We start from the raw sequence: 18,097 nt of genomic DNA, 5'->3' as shown, positions 1-18,097 counted from the left end.
TTGTCATCCAAATCATCGGAAGGATAATCCATTGATTAACAAACAACTTTCTCGCCGCAATTTACTACAAATAGGTACAGGCATAATTAGTGCCGGAGTCGCCGTTGCAGTTTCTTCCCATCTAATTACACCTGAACCAGCCGTAGCCCAAAATAACATTTCTGCGGATGAAGCCTTACAATTATTAATGGATGGTAATGATAGATTTGCGAACAGAAAACGTCGCTATGGAAATCAAGGTTCTACACGCTTACGAGAAGTTGCCAAAGGACAAAAACCCTTTGCTTCTATTCTTGGTTGTGCAGATTCCAGAGTCCCAGCAGAAATAGTTTTTGATCAAGGTTTAGGAGATTTATTTGTCTGTCGTGTTGCTGGTAATATTGCCACACCAGAAGAAATTGGTAGCCTAGAATTTGGCAGCTTAGTATTAGGTGCGAAAGTGATTATGGTATTAGGCCATGAAAGATGTGGTGCTGTAGATGCCACAATCAAAGGCGCACAAGTACCAGGACAAATTGGTAGTTTACTAGAGGCAATTAAGCCTGGTGTAGAAAAATCTCAAGGGCAACCTGGAGATAGATTAGAAAACGCCTGTAAAGCCAACATTTTAGTACAAATTGATAATTTAAAAGCATCACCAGTGCTATTGGAATTAATCAAATTGAACAAACTTCAAATAGTTGGTGGTTATTACGACTTAGATACGGGCAAAGTCAGTTTAGTTAGCTAATTCATTTAAATCAATTGGTAATTGCTATTATTACCAATTGTCAATTATCAATTTTCAATTGTCAATTAAAAAAAATATGTTGAGTGTTTTAATTTGGCTACCAATTATAGCCGCTATAATCATCGGCTTTTATCCAGCAAAATATATTCCTGCGAGTCGGATTCGATTAGCATCTTTAACCGTTACAGGTTTAGTTTTGCTATGGAATATTTTCATCTTGTTGAAATTTGATCTCAGCACTCCTGGAATGCAATTTCAAGAATATATCCCTTGGAATGAAACACTAGGTTTGAATTATCAATTAGGAGTTGACGGGCTATCAATATTAATGTTGGTATTAAATAGCTTATTAACTTGGATAGCTATTTATAGCAGCAGTAAAGATACAGAACGTTCCCGTTTATTCTATTCCCTGATTTTGTTTGTCAGTGGTGGCGTTGCCGGTGCATTTTTATCAGAAAATTTACTCCTGTTTTTCCTGTTTTATGAATTAGAATTAATCCCCTTTTATCTACTAATTTCCATTTGGGGAGGAGAAAAACGAGCCTATGCGGGGATGAAATTCCTGATTTATACAGCCATTTCTGGGGCTTTAATTTTAGCCACATTTTTAGGAATGGTGTGGTTAACAGGTTCTCGTAGTTTTGCTTTTGATGCTGTGGCGACACAAAACATTTCAGCGGGAATGCAGTTAGTATTACTAATCGGAATAGTCTTAGGTTTTGGCATCAAAATTCCGTTAATTCCCTTCCATACTTGGCTACCTGATGCTTATGTTGAAGCTTCCGCACCTATCGCGATTTTGTTAGGGGGAATATTAGCAAAACTGGGAACTTATGGATTATTGCGATTTGGTTTAGGAATGTTTCCCCAAACTTGGCAGATTATCGCCCCAACTTTAGCAATTTGGGGGGCAATTAGCGCGATTTATGGGGCAATAGTAGCGATCGCTCAAAAAGACATCAAACGCATGGTAGCATATAGTTCTATCGGACACATGGGCTATATTTTACTAGCAGCCGCAGCCGCCACACCGTTAGCATTAGTTGGTGCAGTTGCCCAAATGTTTAGTCATGGAATTATCCTGGCTATTCTCTTCCATTTAGTCGGAATTATTGAAATCAAAGTTGGCACAAGAGAATTAGACAAACTTAATGGTTTAATGAGTCCAATTCGCGGTTTACCTTTAATTAGTGCCTTACTGGTTTTAAGTGGCATGGCTAGTGCTGGTATTCCCGGTTTAACAGGTTTCATTGCCGAATTTATTTCCTTTCAAGGCAGTTTTTCAACATTCCCAATTCCCACACTTTTATGTGTAGTTGCATCTGGTTTAACCGCAGTTTATTTTGTAATTCTTCTCAATCGTACCTGCTTTGGTAAACTACAAAATAACTTAGCCTATTATCCTCAAGTATCCTGGGCGGAAAAAGTACCCGCACTAATTTTAGCATCTCTAATTATCTTTCTGGGAGTACAACCAGTTTGGTTAGTGCGTTGGAGTGAAACCACAACTACAGCAATGGTAGCCGCAATTCCCCCTATTGAAAAAACCGTAATTGCGGAAATTGCGTTGAAGTAATTTTAAAAAGGAAATAATCAAAATGGTACAAACTCCAGAAAAACCAACTACCAAAATCCCACCTTCAAGACACGAATTTGCAGAAATTATTCATCGTTTAGAAGCTGGCGGTTCAATGTTGCCAGATACACCCGAAAACCTCATGCAAATTATCGGTATTTATAAAGCTTATGCTGTACCGATGGATTTCTATTGGCGAGACTTACTTTACATTGCGGAAAGAGTATTTTTAGATCCTTTACCAGCTTTTAAATATTTCTTACCTCAAGAATATTTAGACTTACATAATCATTATGCAGGTGATGATGCTGATTTAAGAATTTGGCGGGGTGAAGCTACTGCACATCCTGAACTTCTGGCATTTATGGAAAAAGGTGAAACCAGCAAAATGCCAAAAATTTTCCATCATTTATTCCATGACAGAATCAACATGGAATTTGCCGAAGCTTGTATGCGGGCTATGTTTTGGCATCGCCAAATGTATACACCTGTTAACCAATTTGATGCTTACTTAGATTCAGAAGAATATAAAGCTAATGCTGATAAAGCCATTAAAGCTTATTTTCGGAAAAATCCCTTAATGTTAGGACTTTATAAACTGTTTCCAGATATGTTCTTGGAACAGTGCCGGATGATGTCTTATTATTCTAACTTAGGACTTTTCTGGGAAGTCATGGCACCAGTATTTTTTGAAATGTCCGATATTTATGATGAAGGTGGTTTCAAAGGTGTACCTGATGCTATGAATTTTCTCATAAATGGCATATTTGCGATCGCCGGTCGTCCTATTTATCATCATGTTTATATTGATGGTGAATGTTATGAAATCATTCCCAAATCAAAAGGTTTTACTTGGCTATATGAAGCCGCATTACCCTATGTCGAAGCTGTTTTTTATCGCACAGCCCCATTTAGAGGTACAAAGTCTTATAATGCCCAAGCAGGACAAGTTCCGGAAGATCAAAAAGACTTCCATTATGGGATTCTTTATGCTGATGTATTTCCTGTTGGTACATCTGGTATTCCTCCCACGTTATTAATGCAAGATATGTTGCATTTTCTGCCTCAATATCTAGTTGATTATTATCAACAATATTGTCGTGGTGAAGAAGATATTCTCATTCAATTGGGGGTTACTTTTCAACGTTCTATGTATAATGTGACATCTGCGGTAATTCAAGCTTTGAGAACTGCCCTTTTATATCCTTTAGATGATGAAAATCCCCAGCATTTACAGGCAAATAGAGAATTCTTTGAAATGCAGTTAGATCGCTTTACTCGCACTGATTATAATATGCGTGATGCAGCGAGATTACGAGATATTCAACGACAGGATTATAGATAGAATTTGTTGAAGACATAGAAATAGATACCCGACTTATTGAATAAATCGGGTATTGTGCGTATTACAATAGTATGTATGGGAAAATATATAGCAATTCCCATTCAAGTGAGATACAACAAGAAAGAATTAACCGCAGATGGAAGAGGATAAACGCAGATGAACGCAGATAAATTTGTACCTCGTTAGACTAAGAAATGCTATATAAATAGTTAGGATTAATTTGTTAAAGAAAATTACACCCCAATTACAAAATCGGAAACATGAATAAAATTATTGTGACTGGAGTTGCTGGCTTTATTGGTTCTCACCTAGCTGAGACATTATTAAAACAGGGAAATGAAGTCATTGGCATTGATGAATTTAATGATTATTATGATCCACTGTTAAAGCGGAAAAATATTGCTAATTTTCAAGATTCACCTAATTTTACTTTAGTGGCAGGGGATATTCAATTTTTAGATTGGCAAAAACTGCTGCTGGATGTAGAATGTATTTATCATCAAGCGGCACAAGCGGGAGTCAGAGCAAGTTGGGGTAAGGGTTTTCGGGCTTATACAGAACGGAATATTAACGCTACACAAGTTTTATTAGAAGCTGCTAAGGATGCTCAAAACTTGAAAAGGTTAGTTTTTGCATCTACATCTAGTATTTATGGTGATGCCGAAACTTTACCGACTAACGAAGAAATTAAACCTTTGCCCGTGTCACCTTATGGTATTACTAAATTAGCGGCTGAACGCTTGGGAATGTTATATCATAAAAACTTTGGTGTGCCGTTTGTGGCTTTAAGATATTTTACAGTTTATGGACCCAGACAACGCCCAGATATGGCATTTCATAAGTTTTTTAAAGCAGTGTTAGCAGATGAGGCAATTCCTGTTTATGGTGATGGACAACAAACCAGGGATTTTACTTTTGTCAGTGATGCGATCGCTGCTAACTTAGCTGCTGCTATTGTACCAGAAGCTGTAGGCGAAATTTTTAACATTGGCGGTGGTAGCAGGGTAGTATTAGCGGAAGTCTTAGATACAATGGCGGAAATAGTCGGTAAACCCATCAAACGCAACCATATTGAAAAAGCCATGGGAGATGCCCGTCACACCGCTGCTGACGTATCCAAAGCCCGGAAAATACTTGGTTATCAACCCCAAGTATCTTTGCGAGATGGCTTAACCCAGGAATGGGAATGGGTGAAGACTTTGTATTAACCCAAATTGCTAGTCATCTAGTTAAGGCTGGTAATTGGTAATTGGTGATTGGTGATTGGTAATTGGTAATAAAATCTTAGTCCTAATCCTGTTCATCCTTAAATCCTGTAAATTATCTCGACTCCGCGGTAGTTGAGCGGAGTCGAAACTCGATAACCACCTAATTCTGACAATTAGCAACTTACGTTATTAACTAAACCCTTGTAGAGATGTTAAATTTGGCGTTGCTGATAGCCTGCGTGGCGATAGCCATATTATGGTGTGAAATTGAAAAATCAATGATTTCAAACTCTTACTTTCTGTGACTGGAGCGCCTCTGCGTGAAACAAAATCATAAGCTTTTTTGAGTATGTCCGTGACCGGATTTCTCAACTTGGGAATATTCCCTCTTTGGCAACTATTATTCGTGAACAATCTGCTCTCAATCACTTGTTACTTTACTCTTACTACGACTGAGCGTATTTGTTGTCATGCTGATGTGGACTTTAGATAAATTTGTAAAGCCTGATCATGCAGCAGCAATCTTTAAGAATTTTTATTTAATTGGTAGACTAAGCAATATCCCAATTTACATCATTGGAACAATTCAGCTTGTAATAATTTTGGGATTTGTCGCAGGTTTCCAAAAGCGGTGGACTTACTTATTGGTGCTATTTTTCCATTCTGTTTCCACCTTCTCATCCTTTCGGAAATATTTTGATCCCTTCGAGAATCTGCTATTTTTCGCTGCCTGGCCTATGTTAGCTGCTTGCTTTACCCTGTACTATCTCAAAGATTTAGATACCCTCTACACTATTGATAAGTAGTATTTTTTGCTGGCTTTACATCCATTTTGGTTTCAGCTTCGTATCACCATTTATGATAGGCTTGAAAAAAAATTCATATCAATAGCTATTCAGATCATATTCATGATGAACGATGAACTCAAAAACCATATCGTCTCCAGATTTTTGCGCCAGTCAACTCAAAGTTTTAGCAGATACAACTCGTCTATCTGTTCTGAAAATTCTCATGGAAGGTCCTAAACACGTTGGAGAAATGAATGCTGTCTTGAAGCTAGAGCAGAGTTTGTTATCCCACCATTTAAAAATCTTGCGGGAAGCAGGTTTTGTAGAAGCGATACGAGATGGTAAGTCCGTACTTTACCATTTTGTACCGACGATTCGACAAGTCAACACTGGTAAAGCAATTGATTTAGGCTGTTGTCTCCTCTCCTTTGAGTAAAAATTTAGACGCAATTTTTCGATGAAACAACTCAAAAATCTAACATTTACTGTTGGGTTGACAATTTGCTTAGGACTACAATCTTGTACGCAACCTTCAAAAATAACCGATCAAGCAACCGATAAATTACAAGGAAAGTTAGTTTTAACAGGCTCTAGTACAGTTGCACCATTAGCAGCAGAAATGGGTAAGCTATTTGAATCTCAACATCCTGATGTGCGAGTGGATGTGCAAACAGGAGGTTCATCTCGCGGTATTGCCGATGCACGTACAGGTGTTGCTAATATTGGGATGGTGTCTCGTAGCCTCAAAGAGGAAGAAAGAGATTTACAAGCTTTTGAGATCGCCCGTGACGGAATTGGCATAATTTTACATAAGGAAAATCCAGTCAAATCCCTGTCAAATCAACAAGTTATTGATATTTACACGGGTAAAATTAACAACTGGCAACAGATTACCGGCAAAAATGCACCGATTACCGTTGTCAATAAAGCTGAGGGACGTTCCACCCTAGAACTGTTTCTGAACTACTTCCAACTCAAGAATAGCGATATCAAAGCATCAGTTGTGATTGGAGACAATCAGCAAGGTATTAAGACAGTAGCAGGTAATCCTCAGTCCATTGGTTACGTATCAATTGGTACGGCTGAATTTAGTATCAATAATGGCGTTCCGATTAAATTATTGCCCTTGAATGGAGTCACAGCTACCACAGAGAATATCCAGAATGGGACGTTTCCCCTTTCCCGTCCTCTAAATTTGGTGACTAAAACCCAGCCCCAAGGCTTAGATCAAGCATTTATCGAGTTTGCACAATCGCCACAAGTCCATGACATTGTTAAAAAACAGGATTTTGTCCCCATCTCAAAGTGATATTGTTTTCCTGTGGATATTACGGTTATTTGCTCTAATTACAGGTATTATTGTTGTCCTAATTACCGGATTTTTATTACTGGAAGCATTGCCGATCCTGCGACATTTAGGATGGTGGCGTTTTGTTAGCGATCGCTCTTGGCATCCAATTCAAGGATTCTATAATTTGCTGCCAATGCTGTGGGGAAGTCTTTTGGTAACAATCGGGGCAGTAATTTTCGCTGCACCTTTAGGCATTAGTTCGGCAATATTTTGTCAGTATTATGCGCCTCCTTTGGTTGGGGGATTATATCGGCAATTAATTAATTTACTGGCAGGAATTCCTTCTGTAGTTTACGGTTTCTGGGGTTTAGTTGTCCTCGTGCCACTGATTGGCAAACTGCAATCACCAGGAACTAGCCTGTTAGCAGGAATCGCTATTTTGACATTAATGATTCTGCCCACAATCGCACTCACAGCAGCCGCCAGTTTTGCCCAAGTCCCCCAGGAATATCTACAGGGTGCAGCCGCCTTGGGAATTTCTCAATGGGCAACAATTAGAAGCGTGGTTTTACCTGCGGCTAAATCTGGTTTATTTACTGGTTTGATTTTGGGAACAGGAAGGGCTATTGGGGAAACAATGGCAGTTTTGATGGTTTGCGGCAATGTCGTACAGACTCCCAAAAGCTTATTTGATCCTGTTCGTACCCTCACCGCTAATATCGCTTTAGAAATGGCTTATGCCACAGGTAATCACCGTTCAGCATTGTTTGTGAGTGGCTTATTGCTGATGGTGGCGATCGCCTCTTTAGTCGCCGTTTCCGAGGGGATAAGCAGGAGAAACATCTATGGTTAAAAAATTACCTTCCCTTATCTTTTGGGCGATCGCTCTCTTTGTCACCGCCATTTTCTGCTGGATTTTAGGCGATATTATCTGGCATGGTGTCGGACAACTTAACTGGGAATTTCTGACAACTGCACCGCGAAATGCTGGACGTGAGGGGGGAATTGCCCCAATTCTTATTTCTACTTGTTTGATATTGGGGGTTTGTATGGCGGTTTCTCTTCCCCTCGGCATTGGTACTGCAGTACTGTTGACTGAATTTACCACAACAGAAAGTATATTTAGTCTTTTAATCCGCCGTAGTTTGGATGTATTGGCAGGAGTCCCATCTATTGTGTTTGGCTTATTTGGTAACGCCTTTTTCTCGATTAAGTTGGGATTAGGCTTTTCGATTTTGTCTGGGGGGTTGACCTTGGCTTGTATGGTGTTACCGATATTGATTCGTTCCGCAGAAGAGGGATTTCGGGCTGTGCCGGTGGAATATCGGTTAGGGGCGGCCGCCTTGGGATTATCACGCACCACCACATTATGGAAACTGCTATTACCAGCAGCGACACCGGGGTTAATTGTGGGTTTGGTATTGGGAATTGGCAGAGCGATCGCTGAGACAGCAGCACTAATTTTTACCAGTGGTTATGTAGATCGAATGCCAGAGTCATTACTAGATTCTGGGCGATCGCTATCGGTTCATATTTTCGATTTATCCATGAATGTGGCCGGGGGAGATGCTAACGCCTACGCATCTGCTTTGGTACTGTTGATTTTATTGTTGCTGGTGAATGGTATAGCAACATGGATAGCCCAATTTTTGTTAGCAGGGAGAATTACATCTTGATCAATAAATCTCAACTTAGACAAAATTCTCACTTATCTCTGCCTTCAATGCACATTCAGGAACTTAGTTTATATTACGATAAAAAAGCTGCTTTTACAGATATTACTATGCCAATTACAGCAGGTAAAATTACCGCATTGGTGGGACCTTCTGGCTGTGGCAAAAGTAGTTTTTTGAGTTGTCTGAATCGCTTAACTGATTTGATACCTCACACCAAAATTACGGGTAGTATTCGCTTAGATGATTCAGAAATACTCAATAACGATGTAGATGTAATTACCCTCCGTCGGCGTGTGGGGACAATCTTCCAAAAGCCTAATCCTTTCCCCTTCTCCATTTGGAAGAATTTGGCATTTCCCCTACAAGAACACGGCATCAAAAACCGCGCAAAACTCGATTGGCTGATTGAAACCACACTGCAAGATGTCGGACTGTGGAACGAAGTTAAAGATAGACTGAATACTCCTGCCTTATCTTTATCTGGCGGACAAAAGCAGCGATTATGTATTGCCCGTGCTTTGGTTTTGCAACCAGAAGTTTTATTATTTGATGAACCCTGTAGCGCCCTTGATCCGATTTCTAGTGGAGTCGTTGAGGATTTAATTGCCAGTCTGCGGGGACGTTACACAGTGGTAATTGTCACCCACAACCTTGCTCAAGCTAGACGCATTGGCGATTACGCTGCCCTATTTTGGGTACAAGCAGAAGTGGGAAGATTAATTGAATATGGAACAGTCGAGCAAATTTTTACCGCCCCGCAGTACACTTTAACAGCTGCATATCTGAATGGTATTCGTGGGTAGTCTTCACATCCATTTTGGCTTCAGCTTCGTCTTAGTATATGAAGCCCTTTAAAATTACCAAACAGCACACTTTTCCTGTCATATCACCAGAAAATTCTCATGACCTATCTTGAAACAACCGCTAACTTTTATAGTGAAGTCGCCGAAACACCACAAATTGGATTATGTTGTGTCCAAAGCAGTCCTCTACAGCTACCTGGACTAAAAATTCCCATCCAGATGCAGGAAATGAATTATGGTTGCGGTACAACTGTTCATTCCACAGAACTAGCTAACGACCCAACTGTACTGTATGTAGGTGTTGGTGGTGGCTTGGAAGCACTGCAATTTGCTTACTTTTCTCGCCGTCCAGGGTCAGTGATTGCAATTGAGCCTGTAGCAGCTATGCGGTTAGCAGCAATTCGTAATTTAGAACTTGCTGCTCAAGAAAATCCTTGGTTTGAGCCGAATTTTGTGGAAATTCGAGAAGGAGATGCTTTTGCTTTACCTGTTCCTGATGCTTCTGTAGATGTAGTAGCGCAAAATTGTCTATTTAATATTTTTAAACCAGCAGATTTACACTTAGCTTTAAAAGAAGCTTTTCGGGTTTTAAAGCCCAATGGCCGCTTACTGATGAGTGATCCTATTGCTACTCGTCCCATTCCTGAACATCTGCAAAATGATGAACGAATGCGGGCTATGTGCCTATCGGGAGCAATGACTTATGAGCAGTATATCGAACATCTTGTTAATGCTGGCTTTGGTCAGGTAGAAATTCGGGCGCGTCGTCCTTACCGTATCCTCAATCGTCAAAATTATGGTTTAGAATCACATTTACTATTAGAAAGTCTGGATTCTGTAGCTTTTAATGTGCCAATTCCTGAAGATGGTGCTTGCATTTTTACAGGTAAAACAGCTATTTACACTGGAGTAGAACCCTTTTTTGATGACAAAGCTGGACACATTCTCCAAGAAGGAATCCCTGCGGCTGTATGTGATAAAACTGCGGCAAAATTAGCTGCATTACACACAGAAGAAATACTGATTACAGATTCAACTTGGCATTACAATGGTGGCGGCTGTTGTTAGTTATTCTTCTTTAATTAACCCAAGTTGCTAGTCATCTAGTTAAGGCTGGTAATGGGTAATTGGTAATGGGTAATTGGTGATAAAATCTCAGTCTTAATCCTGTTAATCCTTAAATCCTGTAAATCATGATTCTGACAATTTCCCTAACTAGCAACTTACGTAATTAGTTTTTTTTTAGCTTAGAATTAAGATTAAAAATGGTTCAGCAAAAAGTAATTCCTTTATCTTTAGATTCAGTCATCACACCTTTTAGAAAAAAGCTGAATTTACCTTTAACAAAAAAGCAAATTACTGTTTTACAAATCAATTTAGGAAAACGTTGTAATTTGGCTTGTAGTCATTGTCATGTGGAAGCTAGTCCCAAACGCACTGAAGAACTTTCTCCAGAAGTTTGTCAGCAATTAATTACATTAATTGAGAAATTTCCCCAAATTAAATTTGTAGACTTGACAGGTGGCGCTCCGGAAATGCTCTATGGTTTTAAACCAATTGTAGAGTCCGCACGAGCTAATGACAAACAGGTAATTGTGCGCTCTAATTTGACTATTTATTTTGAATCAGGGTTTAGTGATATTCCTGATTATTGCGCTCAAAATCAAGTCAGAATTGTGGCTTCTTTACCTTGCTATCTCTCTGACAATGTTGATAAAATGCGGGGGAAATGGTGTGTATGATGCCTCAATTCGCGCTCTGCAATGGCTGAATCGTCTTGGTTATGGTCAAGACCCCAATTTAATCCTTGACTTAGTTTATAATCCTCAACTTCCGGCTACAGCCAACTTTTCTCTCACTCCTAATCAAGCTAGTCTGGAACAAGATTATAAGGTGTTCTTACAAGAACATTTTGGGATTTGTTTTAACAACTTATTTGCAATTACAAATCTGCCAATTGGACGAACTAAGTTATATTTAGAACGCAAAGAACTACACAGACCTTATCTCCAATTTCTGGAATCTAATTTTAACTCTACTACTGTTGAGCATTTAATGTGTAGAGATGAACTCTCTATTGACTATCTGGGTAATGTCTATGATTGTGATTTTAATCAGATGGAAAATCTACCATCAAAAACTCATGATGGTGAAATGCTAACTGTTAATAAGTTATTGACTGCTGGGACATTAGATTTAATCGAAAATATCAGAACTGCAAATTACTGTTACGGTTGTACTGCTGGTTCTGGTTCTAGTTGTGGTGGTACTTTAATTTGATCTAAACCCAAAATTTATCAGCATTTGTTGGGTTGCGCTGTTGTTTAACCCAACAGTATTGGATGTCAAATTTGTGAACTTTTCATGATGACAGTTCCGGTGGGACGAGAGACATTTGGATCTTTTTCTAAAGTGACAATTATCCCAGAAAATTCTGGGTGAGAAAATTCTTTGTACATTTGATTTGTAAATGGTAACTCATAGGCAGCATTTCCCCAAAGATATGGCTTGACTTCACCACAGGGTAACTTCTCACTAGCAACAACTGTCCATAATAAGTAGACATAACCAGGAGGTGGAGCGGGAAGATTTTGAAAAAGCATTACCGCTTTTTGTTGTTCAGAATTGATAACTATACTCCCTGAAGCCACCTCTGTGGAGTTGACTCCTTTTAAAGTAAACATTCGCGTTTCATTATTTTGGAGCATGGATTTCACTACTTGAGCTTGAGCGAAATCCTGGACTAAACGCTGGTTTTCTGCTGTGATTATACCCAGATTTTGTCGTAACCGATAGTTATCAACTCCTAGAACTACTGCACATAGTACAGCAATGCTACCAAAAATTCTTCTCCATGGAAGTGGTTTTTGTGTTGGCGTTGACTTGTTAATTTCCTGAACTTTAATCTCTTGTACAGTAGCTTGATGAGCAGAGTTTTGAGCTTGTTCTAGAATTTTGGGTAGTAAATGGGCTGGTGCTTCTACTTGAGTAAAGCCATCTAATACTTGTCGTAGAACTTCCTGCAAATCATCAACTTCAGTAATCAGTTCTGGATGTTCATCAATTAATAGTCGAAACTCTTCAGCTTCTTCAGGGGTGAGATCATCAACGACAAACCCCGCAGCTAGGTTATTTATATATTCGGAATCAAAAGATTTATTCATATATTGATAAATCAGAATCTAGTAAAATGCGCTTGAGTTTTAGTAATCCTTGACGAGTGCAGGTTTTAACTGTACCCAGAGGAATATCAATTTGTTTAGCAATTTCTGACTGACTTAATCCTTGGTTATAAGCGAGTTCGATGACTTGACGTTGTTTTTCGGGTAGTTGTGCTAAAGCATTGTAAATTCGCTCTGCTCGCTCTGCAAAACTCGCTTGTTCAACGGGTGTAGACTCTGGTGTTGCTTCATTTGTCATTGTTTGTCCCCAGCGTTCCACAAGTTTGAGTTGTCTAGTTCGAGCGCGTAACTTATCTATTGCCCGCGATCGCGTGACCGTTACCAAATAGCGCACAAAAAAGCGACAATCTGGATTACTAGATGCTTTTCGCCACAGTGTGAGAAAAATTTCTTGTGTCAAGTCTTCAGCTTCTTGGGAATCAGCCAAAATTTTCAGAGCTAATCCATAAACTAAGCGACCATGACGATTGAACAAAACGCTTAATGCCGAAGAGTCGCCATTTTTGAGCGCCATAAACAAAGCTTCATCTGTAGAAGATGAAAAATCTTGAGAATTGGACTGGGGAAGGTTAGACTCCATGCTGTTGCAAAAACAGAATTAAATATATACCAGAGCAAGTTAGGAATAAGCTTTGTGCCATCACCTCTCTCCAAAATTAGAACAGCTAAACTCTTTCCTCTAGAAAATACCATCTATTCTGATGACGACTGATATCAGGCGATCGGATTCGATACTCTCAAAAAATAATTTATCAATAAATGGGATTTAATTAAATCCAGTTTTGATAATCACTCGTCTTATAGATAGATGCCCCACAATTCACCATTGCAATTGCGATTTTGAGGAGAAAAAGCACAAAATGTACTCCCCGGCGCATTGTGGTAGCGTCTTGCAATTCAATATTGAGAACAGGAAAAATTTAATGTCTAAATATATAGATTCCTTGCTGAAAATTTCTTTGAGCAGCCTAGTTTTTACTGCATCAATGTTAGCTACAACCTCAACTACTATTTCTGCAACTGAAACTCAATCATCAATTACGAAAATTGCTCAAGTAAATCCATCTACTGCTACCACCAATTCTGTAGGCGGACCTCTAGCTAAAGAACTTCAGGGGAAACCAGTCATAGTAGATGTGTTTGCTACTTGGTGTAGTGGCTGCAAAAATATTGCCCCCACTCTGTCACAATTAAAACAAAAATATTCCGGCAAAGTTAACTTTGTGGTTTTGGATGTAACTGATAAAGCTAAACTAAAACAGACGGAAGCAATGGCACAAAAATTAGGTTTGGGTAAATTCCTAAAAGCTAATAAGAGTAAAACCAGCACTGTAGCTATTATTGATCCATCCACTGGCAATATTTTAGCAATTTACCAAAACAATGCGAATAAAGCAGACTACACCAAAATACTCGAAACAGCTTTAGCCAAAAAGTAATTGAAATTAAACTTGAAGAGAAAAACTAATGTACAAACATACCAAATTTTTACTAAGTCTACTGTGTTTAAGCGGATTGATTTTGACAGTATCATGCAGCCCAAAAACATCAGATAGTATTTCTCAAAATCAAGCTCCATCAACTACAGATGTTGCTCAAAAAGATCCCAATGTAGGTAAAGCCAAATCTCTAGGAACTCCTTTAGCTAAACAACTCCAAGATAAACCAGTATTAGTAGATGTATTTGCTAGTTGGTGTTCTGCCTGTAAAAATATTGCTCCAACATTATCACAATTAGAAAAAGACTATAACGGAAAAGTTCATTTCGTAGTTCTGGATGTTAGCGATAAATCCTCCACAGCCCAAGCAGAAGCTAAAGCAAAAGAACTAGGACTTAGTGAATTTTTAGCTGCAAACAAATCTCAAACAGGAATGCTCACAATCATTGATCCTGTCACAGGAAAAGTATTAGCACAACACCGCAATAATCCTAACTTAGAAGATTACAAAACAGTTCTTGATGTCGCTTTAGCTAAATAAACTCATGAAATTAGAAAATTCCCAATTTCAAACTTTGCGTCTTTGCGCGAAATATAATTAATCCCACCATTGTGCAACCCCAAAAATAAATTGCATCTTGCTTTGCTTAGATGAATTGACTTCAGAAGAAATCCATGAAACAAATACCTCAATCGTCAACAGAACAAACCTCTTTCCAGCGTTCTAAAATCTCAAAAAAATGGCTAATTTACGCTGGATTAGGATTATTTACCCTAGTTCTGGTGATCACCCTTGGATCAGTGATTAGTCACCCGATTGAACGAGTCATTTCCATTGTCGAAAACCGTTATCAGCAGTGGTTTGATCAACAGGACACAGGAAATCCTTTGGTGTTGATACCTTTGGCGTTTATTGGTGGGTTACTTGCTAGTGTTTCCCCCTGTATCTTGGCACTTTTGCCGGTCAACCTCAGCTACATCGGCACATTAAATATTAAATCTCGTGGGGATGCTTTTATTAAAGCTGGCTTGTTTGTCCTGGGAGCAGTGACAATTTTAAGTCTGTTTGGCTTGGTTTCATCTTTTGCCGGGACTGTAATGGTGGAGTACCGAGGCTATATCAATATAATAGTGGGATTGATTATGGCTGTAATGGGTTTGTGGTTGATGGGAGTGGTAAATATCCCCCTACCACAGATGAATGTGAATTTACCCCAAGCTGGTCCTTATGGAGTGGGTTTGACCTTTGCTTTGGTGAGTTCCCCCTGTGCTAGTCCGGTGTTGTTTGCGGTACTGGCAGCAGCAGCGGCAACAGGTTCGCAGATATTGGGGACGCTGACGATGGTAAGTTACGCTTTGGGCTACACTCTGTTGATTTTCCTAGCTAGTTTATTTACAGGACTGGCTAAACAAAGTAAGCAGTTGTTACAACATTCTGAGGGAATTATCCGCTTTGGTAGTATGGCGCTGATCCTGACTGGGGCATATTACCTATTTACGGGGACTCAATGGTTTGTCGGCAGTTAGGATAATACAGCATGAGTCAGGAATCGTAGGCGCGTATTCATGACGGGACTGGAAGCATCAAAATTCGGTGTAAGAGCGAAGCATTCGGTGTAAGGGCGAAGCATTCGGAAAATAAACTTGGGAAAAACCGATAAATTATCGTCCGAATGCTTCGCCCCTACATGGGAAAAAACCGATAAATTATCGTCCGAATGCTTCGCCCCTACATGGAAAAAATCGAGAATTTATCGCCCGAATGCTTCGCCCCTACATGGGAAAAAATGACCAAGAAAAAACCAATGAAATGAACCAACCGAGAAAACGCCGATTCAGTTCCCAAATCAAACTATTGCTGATTAGTAGTTTAGTTGCTATGGCGATCGCTACTATTCAAAAATTTAATATTCAAGAACTGTTACGGACTTCATTAATCTGGGTGGAAAGTCTCGGTTCTTGGGGAGTAGCTGCATTTATCGTCATTTACAACATAGCAACGATACTATTTATTCCCGGTGCTTTATTGACCATGAGTGGAGGTGTACTATTCGGATTAGTTTGGGGATCAATCTATGTTGTAATTGCTGCAACTTTGGGCGCAACCGGGGCTTTTTTCATTGGCCGTTGTTTGTGTCGAAAAGCAATTTGCAGAATGATTGAGACTCATCCTCAGTTCCAAGCAATTGACAAAGCAGTAGCTAAAGAAGGCTTCAAAATTGTCCTCCTGACTCGCCTTTCCCCCATCTTACCCTTCAACCTGTTAAATTACGCCTTTGGTGTGACTCAGGTTTCTGTGAGAGACTATATCTTGGGTTCTTTTGGTATCATTCCCGGCACTGTAATGTATGTTTATCTTGGTTCTCTGGTTAGCGATTTGGCTATGCTAGGAAAACCGAATCAGTTCAACAGTCCAGAAACCCAAATTATGCAATGGTTAATTCGGGGGGTGGGATTGATAGCTACAGTTGCACTGACTATTTATTTAGCACGCCTAGCCAAAAAAGCTTTAAACACAAATGTTTAATCAGGAGAAATCACCCATGTTACAACCAGGATTGATTAATTTGATAGTTCCTCAAGATCAAAATAGAACTATCGCAGATATCTCAACTAAAAACTGGCAAAAGCTGATTAAATTTGCTGTCCTCATCCTGTTAGCATTTAGCGTTACCTTAGTATTTGCCACAGAACCAGCTTTCGGACAAGAATCGGCTCAAAACACTCCAGGATTTAATCCCCAAGTATGGTTAAAAAATGCTTTGCAATGGATTGATGGTCTTGGTGCTGTAGGAGCATTGGCATTTATCTTACTTTATATCATTGCCACCGTCGCCTTTTTACCAGGGTCAATCCTCACTCTTGGTGCAGGGGTTGTCTTTGGTGTGGTTATGGGTTCACTTTATGTCTTCATTGGTGCAACTATAGGAGCAGCAGCAGCTTTCTTAGTCGGACGTTATTTGGCTAGGGGTTGGGTGGCTAAGAAAATCGCAGGTAATAATAAATTTCGGGCGATTGATGAAGCTGTGGGTAGAGAAGGACTGAAAATTGTCCTGTTAACCCGACTTTCTCCTATCTTCCCTTTTAACCTGTTGAACTATGCCTATGGTGTAACCGGAGTTTCCCTCAAAGACTACGTTCTGGGTTCAATTGGCATGATTCCCGGCACAATTATGTATGTTTATATCGGTTCTTTAGCGGGGAGTATTGCCACCATTGGGACTGAATCTCAACCCGGAAATCCCGGTGTCCAGTGGGCAATTCGGATTATCGGCTTTATTGCTACGGTTGCTGTGACAATTTATGTCACTAAAGTTGCTCGTAAGGCGTTAGAAGATGAAGTTTTATAGTAATTCCTATCCAGATTTACTACTTTTTAGATGAGAGGAAAATATGACTACGACTGAAACAAAGACAATCAAATTACTCACTGGTACTCAAGTTCCTGAATTGGTAGTAAAAACTCTCGATGATAAAGTTTGGAAACTCTCTGAGCAGAAACCCCAAAATTTCACATTAATTATTTTTTATCGTGGTTGGTTTTGCCCAATTTGTCAAAATTATTTAGCGGAACTGGAAAGACTTTCAGAAGATTTTACTAAACTTGGGGTGCAAGCGATCGCTATTAGTGGCGATAGTCAAGCAGATGCTCAAAAATCAATCTCTGAATGGGGAATCAAAAATCTCACAATTGGCTATGAAGCCAGCATAGATTTATTTCGCAGTTGGGGACTTTATATTTCCCAAGGTGCTTTTGAGAAAGAACCTCTTTTATTTTGTGAACCTGGTTTTTTCTTAGTTAAGCCAGACGGTACACTTTTCTATGCTGCTGTCAATAGCTCACCTTTTGGTCGTCCACCTATATCAGATATGCTCTCTGCTATTGACTTTATTTTACAAAAGAATTATCCTGTGCGGGGAACAGATTAATAATAATTCAAAATCCAAAATATACAACAACAGCATAAAAAAAATATTGTTGTTAAGCCATATTTTTTATTTGGTTATGAGGACTAAAGTCCTCACTACAAACTTTTTTTATTTATGTTTGGTGAC

At 39.3% G+C, this 18,097-nt stretch carries 18 protein-coding genes and 1 pseudogene; 17 read left to right on the top strand and 2 right to left on the bottom strand.

Features of this window, described 5'->3' with window-relative positions; translation table 11 throughout:
• Positions 1–34: 34 nt before the first annotated feature.
• From FJR38_RS00275 to arsS, 11 genes and pseudogenes are all read left to right on the top strand, one after another.
• A complete protein-coding gene (locus tag FJR38_RS00275; protein WP_168496042.1) occupies positions 35–730 on the top strand; it encodes a carbonic anhydrase in 696 nt (231 codons plus the stop codon).
• Between the two features lie 76 nt (positions 731–806).
• Positions 807–2,309: an NADH-quinone oxidoreductase subunit M gene (locus FJR38_RS00270; protein WP_168534791.1), complete on the top strand. Its 1,503-nt coding sequence runs from the start codon at positions 807–809 to the stop codon at positions 2,307–2,309.
• A 22-nt stretch (positions 2,310–2,331) separates the two neighbouring features.
• Positions 2,332–3,654 carry a CO2 hydration protein gene (locus tag FJR38_RS00265; RefSeq protein WP_168495908.1) on the top strand — a complete coding sequence of 441 codons (1,323 nt, stop codon included), beginning with the start codon at positions 2,332–2,334 and terminating at the stop codon, positions 3,652–3,654.
• A 260-nt stretch (positions 3,655–3,914) separates the two neighbouring features.
• A complete protein-coding gene (locus FJR38_RS00260; RefSeq protein WP_168495906.1) occupies positions 3,915–4,862 on the top strand; it encodes an NAD-dependent epimerase/dehydratase family protein in 948 nt (315 codons plus the stop codon).
• A 918-nt stretch (positions 4,863–5,780) separates the two neighbouring features.
• Complete coding sequence (locus tag FJR38_RS00255) at positions 5,781–6,086, top strand: helix-turn-helix transcriptional regulator (RefSeq protein ID WP_168495904.1); 306 nt, start codon at positions 5,781–5,783, stop codon at positions 6,084–6,086.
• A gap of 21 nt (positions 6,087–6,107) precedes the next feature.
• Positions 6,108–6,959 (top strand): phosphate ABC transporter substrate-binding protein, encoded by an 852-nt coding sequence (locus tag FJR38_RS00250; RefSeq protein ID WP_168495902.1) that lies wholly within the window; start codon positions 6,108–6,110, stop codon positions 6,957–6,959.
• Entirely contained in the window at positions 6,940–7,794 is an 855-nt protein-coding gene (gene pstC, locus FJR38_RS00245; protein WP_254449287.1) for a phosphate ABC transporter permease subunit PstC, read from the top strand. The genes FJR38_RS00250 and pstC overlap by 20 nt, the downstream gene beginning before the upstream one ends.
• The gene (gene pstA, locus FJR38_RS00240) at positions 7,787–8,617 is read left to right on the top strand and encodes a phosphate ABC transporter permease PstA (RefSeq protein ID WP_168534787.1); all 831 of its coding nucleotides are present in this window, start codon (positions 7,787–7,789) and stop codon (positions 8,615–8,617) included. Before pstC ends, pstA begins: the two co-directional genes overlap by 8 nt.
• Positions 8,614–9,420: a phosphate ABC transporter ATP-binding protein gene (locus tag FJR38_RS00235; RefSeq protein WP_254449286.1), complete on the top strand. Its 807-nt coding sequence runs from the start codon at positions 8,614–8,616 to the stop codon at positions 9,418–9,420. Before pstA ends, FJR38_RS00235 begins: the two co-directional genes overlap by 4 nt.
• A 99-nt stretch (positions 9,421–9,519) precedes the next feature.
• Positions 9,520–10,488: an arsenosugar biosynthesis arsenite methyltransferase ArsM gene (gene arsM, locus FJR38_RS00230; protein ID WP_168534783.1), complete on the top strand. Its 969-nt coding sequence runs from the start codon at positions 9,520–9,522 to the stop codon at positions 10,486–10,488.
• A gap of 197 nt (positions 10,489–10,685) precedes the next feature.
• Positions 10,686–11,700: pseudogene (arsS, locus tag FJR38_RS00225) on the top strand (arsenosugar biosynthesis radical SAM (seleno)protein ArsS).
• A 65-nt stretch (positions 11,701–11,765) separates the two neighbouring features.
• On the opposite strand, the gene FJR38_RS00220 reads toward arsS, so the two are convergent.
• Both FJR38_RS00220 and FJR38_RS00215 read right to left on the bottom strand, forming a co-directional pair.
• The gene (locus tag FJR38_RS00220; RefSeq protein ID WP_168534781.1) at positions 11,766–12,584 is read right to left on the bottom strand and encodes an anti-sigma factor; all 819 of its coding nucleotides are present in this window, start codon (positions 12,582–12,584) and stop codon (positions 11,766–11,768) included.
• Positions 12,577–13,182 (bottom strand): sigma-70 family RNA polymerase sigma factor, encoded by a 606-nt coding sequence (locus FJR38_RS00215; RefSeq protein WP_168534779.1) that lies wholly within the window; start codon positions 13,180–13,182, stop codon positions 12,577–12,579. Before FJR38_RS00215 ends, FJR38_RS00220 begins: the two co-directional genes overlap by 8 nt.
• Before the next feature lie 343 nt (positions 13,183–13,525).
• Here FJR38_RS00215 and FJR38_RS00210 point away from each other — a divergent pair, with 343 nt between their 5' ends.
• From FJR38_RS00210 to FJR38_RS00185, 6 genes are all read left to right on the top strand, one after another.
• The gene (locus tag FJR38_RS00210; RefSeq protein ID WP_168534777.1) at positions 13,526–14,041 is read left to right on the top strand and encodes a thioredoxin family protein; all 516 of its coding nucleotides are present in this window, start codon (positions 13,526–13,528) and stop codon (positions 14,039–14,041) included.
• Between the two features lie 28 nt (positions 14,042–14,069).
• Complete coding sequence (locus FJR38_RS00205; RefSeq protein WP_168534775.1) at positions 14,070–14,582, top strand: thioredoxin domain-containing protein; 513 nt, start codon at positions 14,070–14,072, stop codon at positions 14,580–14,582.
• Between the two features lie 134 nt (positions 14,583–14,716).
• Positions 14,717–15,568: a cytochrome c biogenesis CcdA family protein gene (locus FJR38_RS00200; RefSeq protein ID WP_168534773.1), complete on the top strand. Its 852-nt coding sequence runs from the start codon at positions 14,717–14,719 to the stop codon at positions 15,566–15,568.
• Positions 15,569–15,851: 283 nt separating this feature from the next.
• Positions 15,852–16,568, top strand: coding sequence for a TVP38/TMEM64 family protein (locus tag FJR38_RS00195; RefSeq protein ID WP_168535560.1), 717 nt, complete (start codon positions 15,852–15,854; stop codon positions 16,566–16,568).
• Entirely contained in the window at positions 16,561–17,391 is an 831-nt protein-coding gene (locus tag FJR38_RS00190; RefSeq protein ID WP_371418118.1) for a TVP38/TMEM64 family protein, read from the top strand. The genes FJR38_RS00195 and FJR38_RS00190 overlap by 8 nt, the downstream gene beginning before the upstream one ends.
• Positions 17,392–17,434: 43 nt before the next feature.
• Positions 17,435–17,971 carry a peroxiredoxin-like family protein gene (locus FJR38_RS00185; protein ID WP_168534771.1) on the top strand — a complete coding sequence of 179 codons (537 nt, stop codon included), beginning with the start codon at positions 17,435–17,437 and terminating at the stop codon, positions 17,969–17,971.
• Positions 17,972–18,097 lie beyond the last annotated feature (126 nt).

Origin of the sequence: Anabaena sp. UHCC 0253, assembly GCF_009712085.1 — a bacterium.
GTDB lineage: Bacteria > Cyanobacteriota > Cyanobacteriia > Cyanobacteriales > Nostocaceae > Dolichospermum.
Note: the sequence above shows the minus strand (reverse complement) of the source record. Positions and strands in the feature narration are given on the sequence as shown.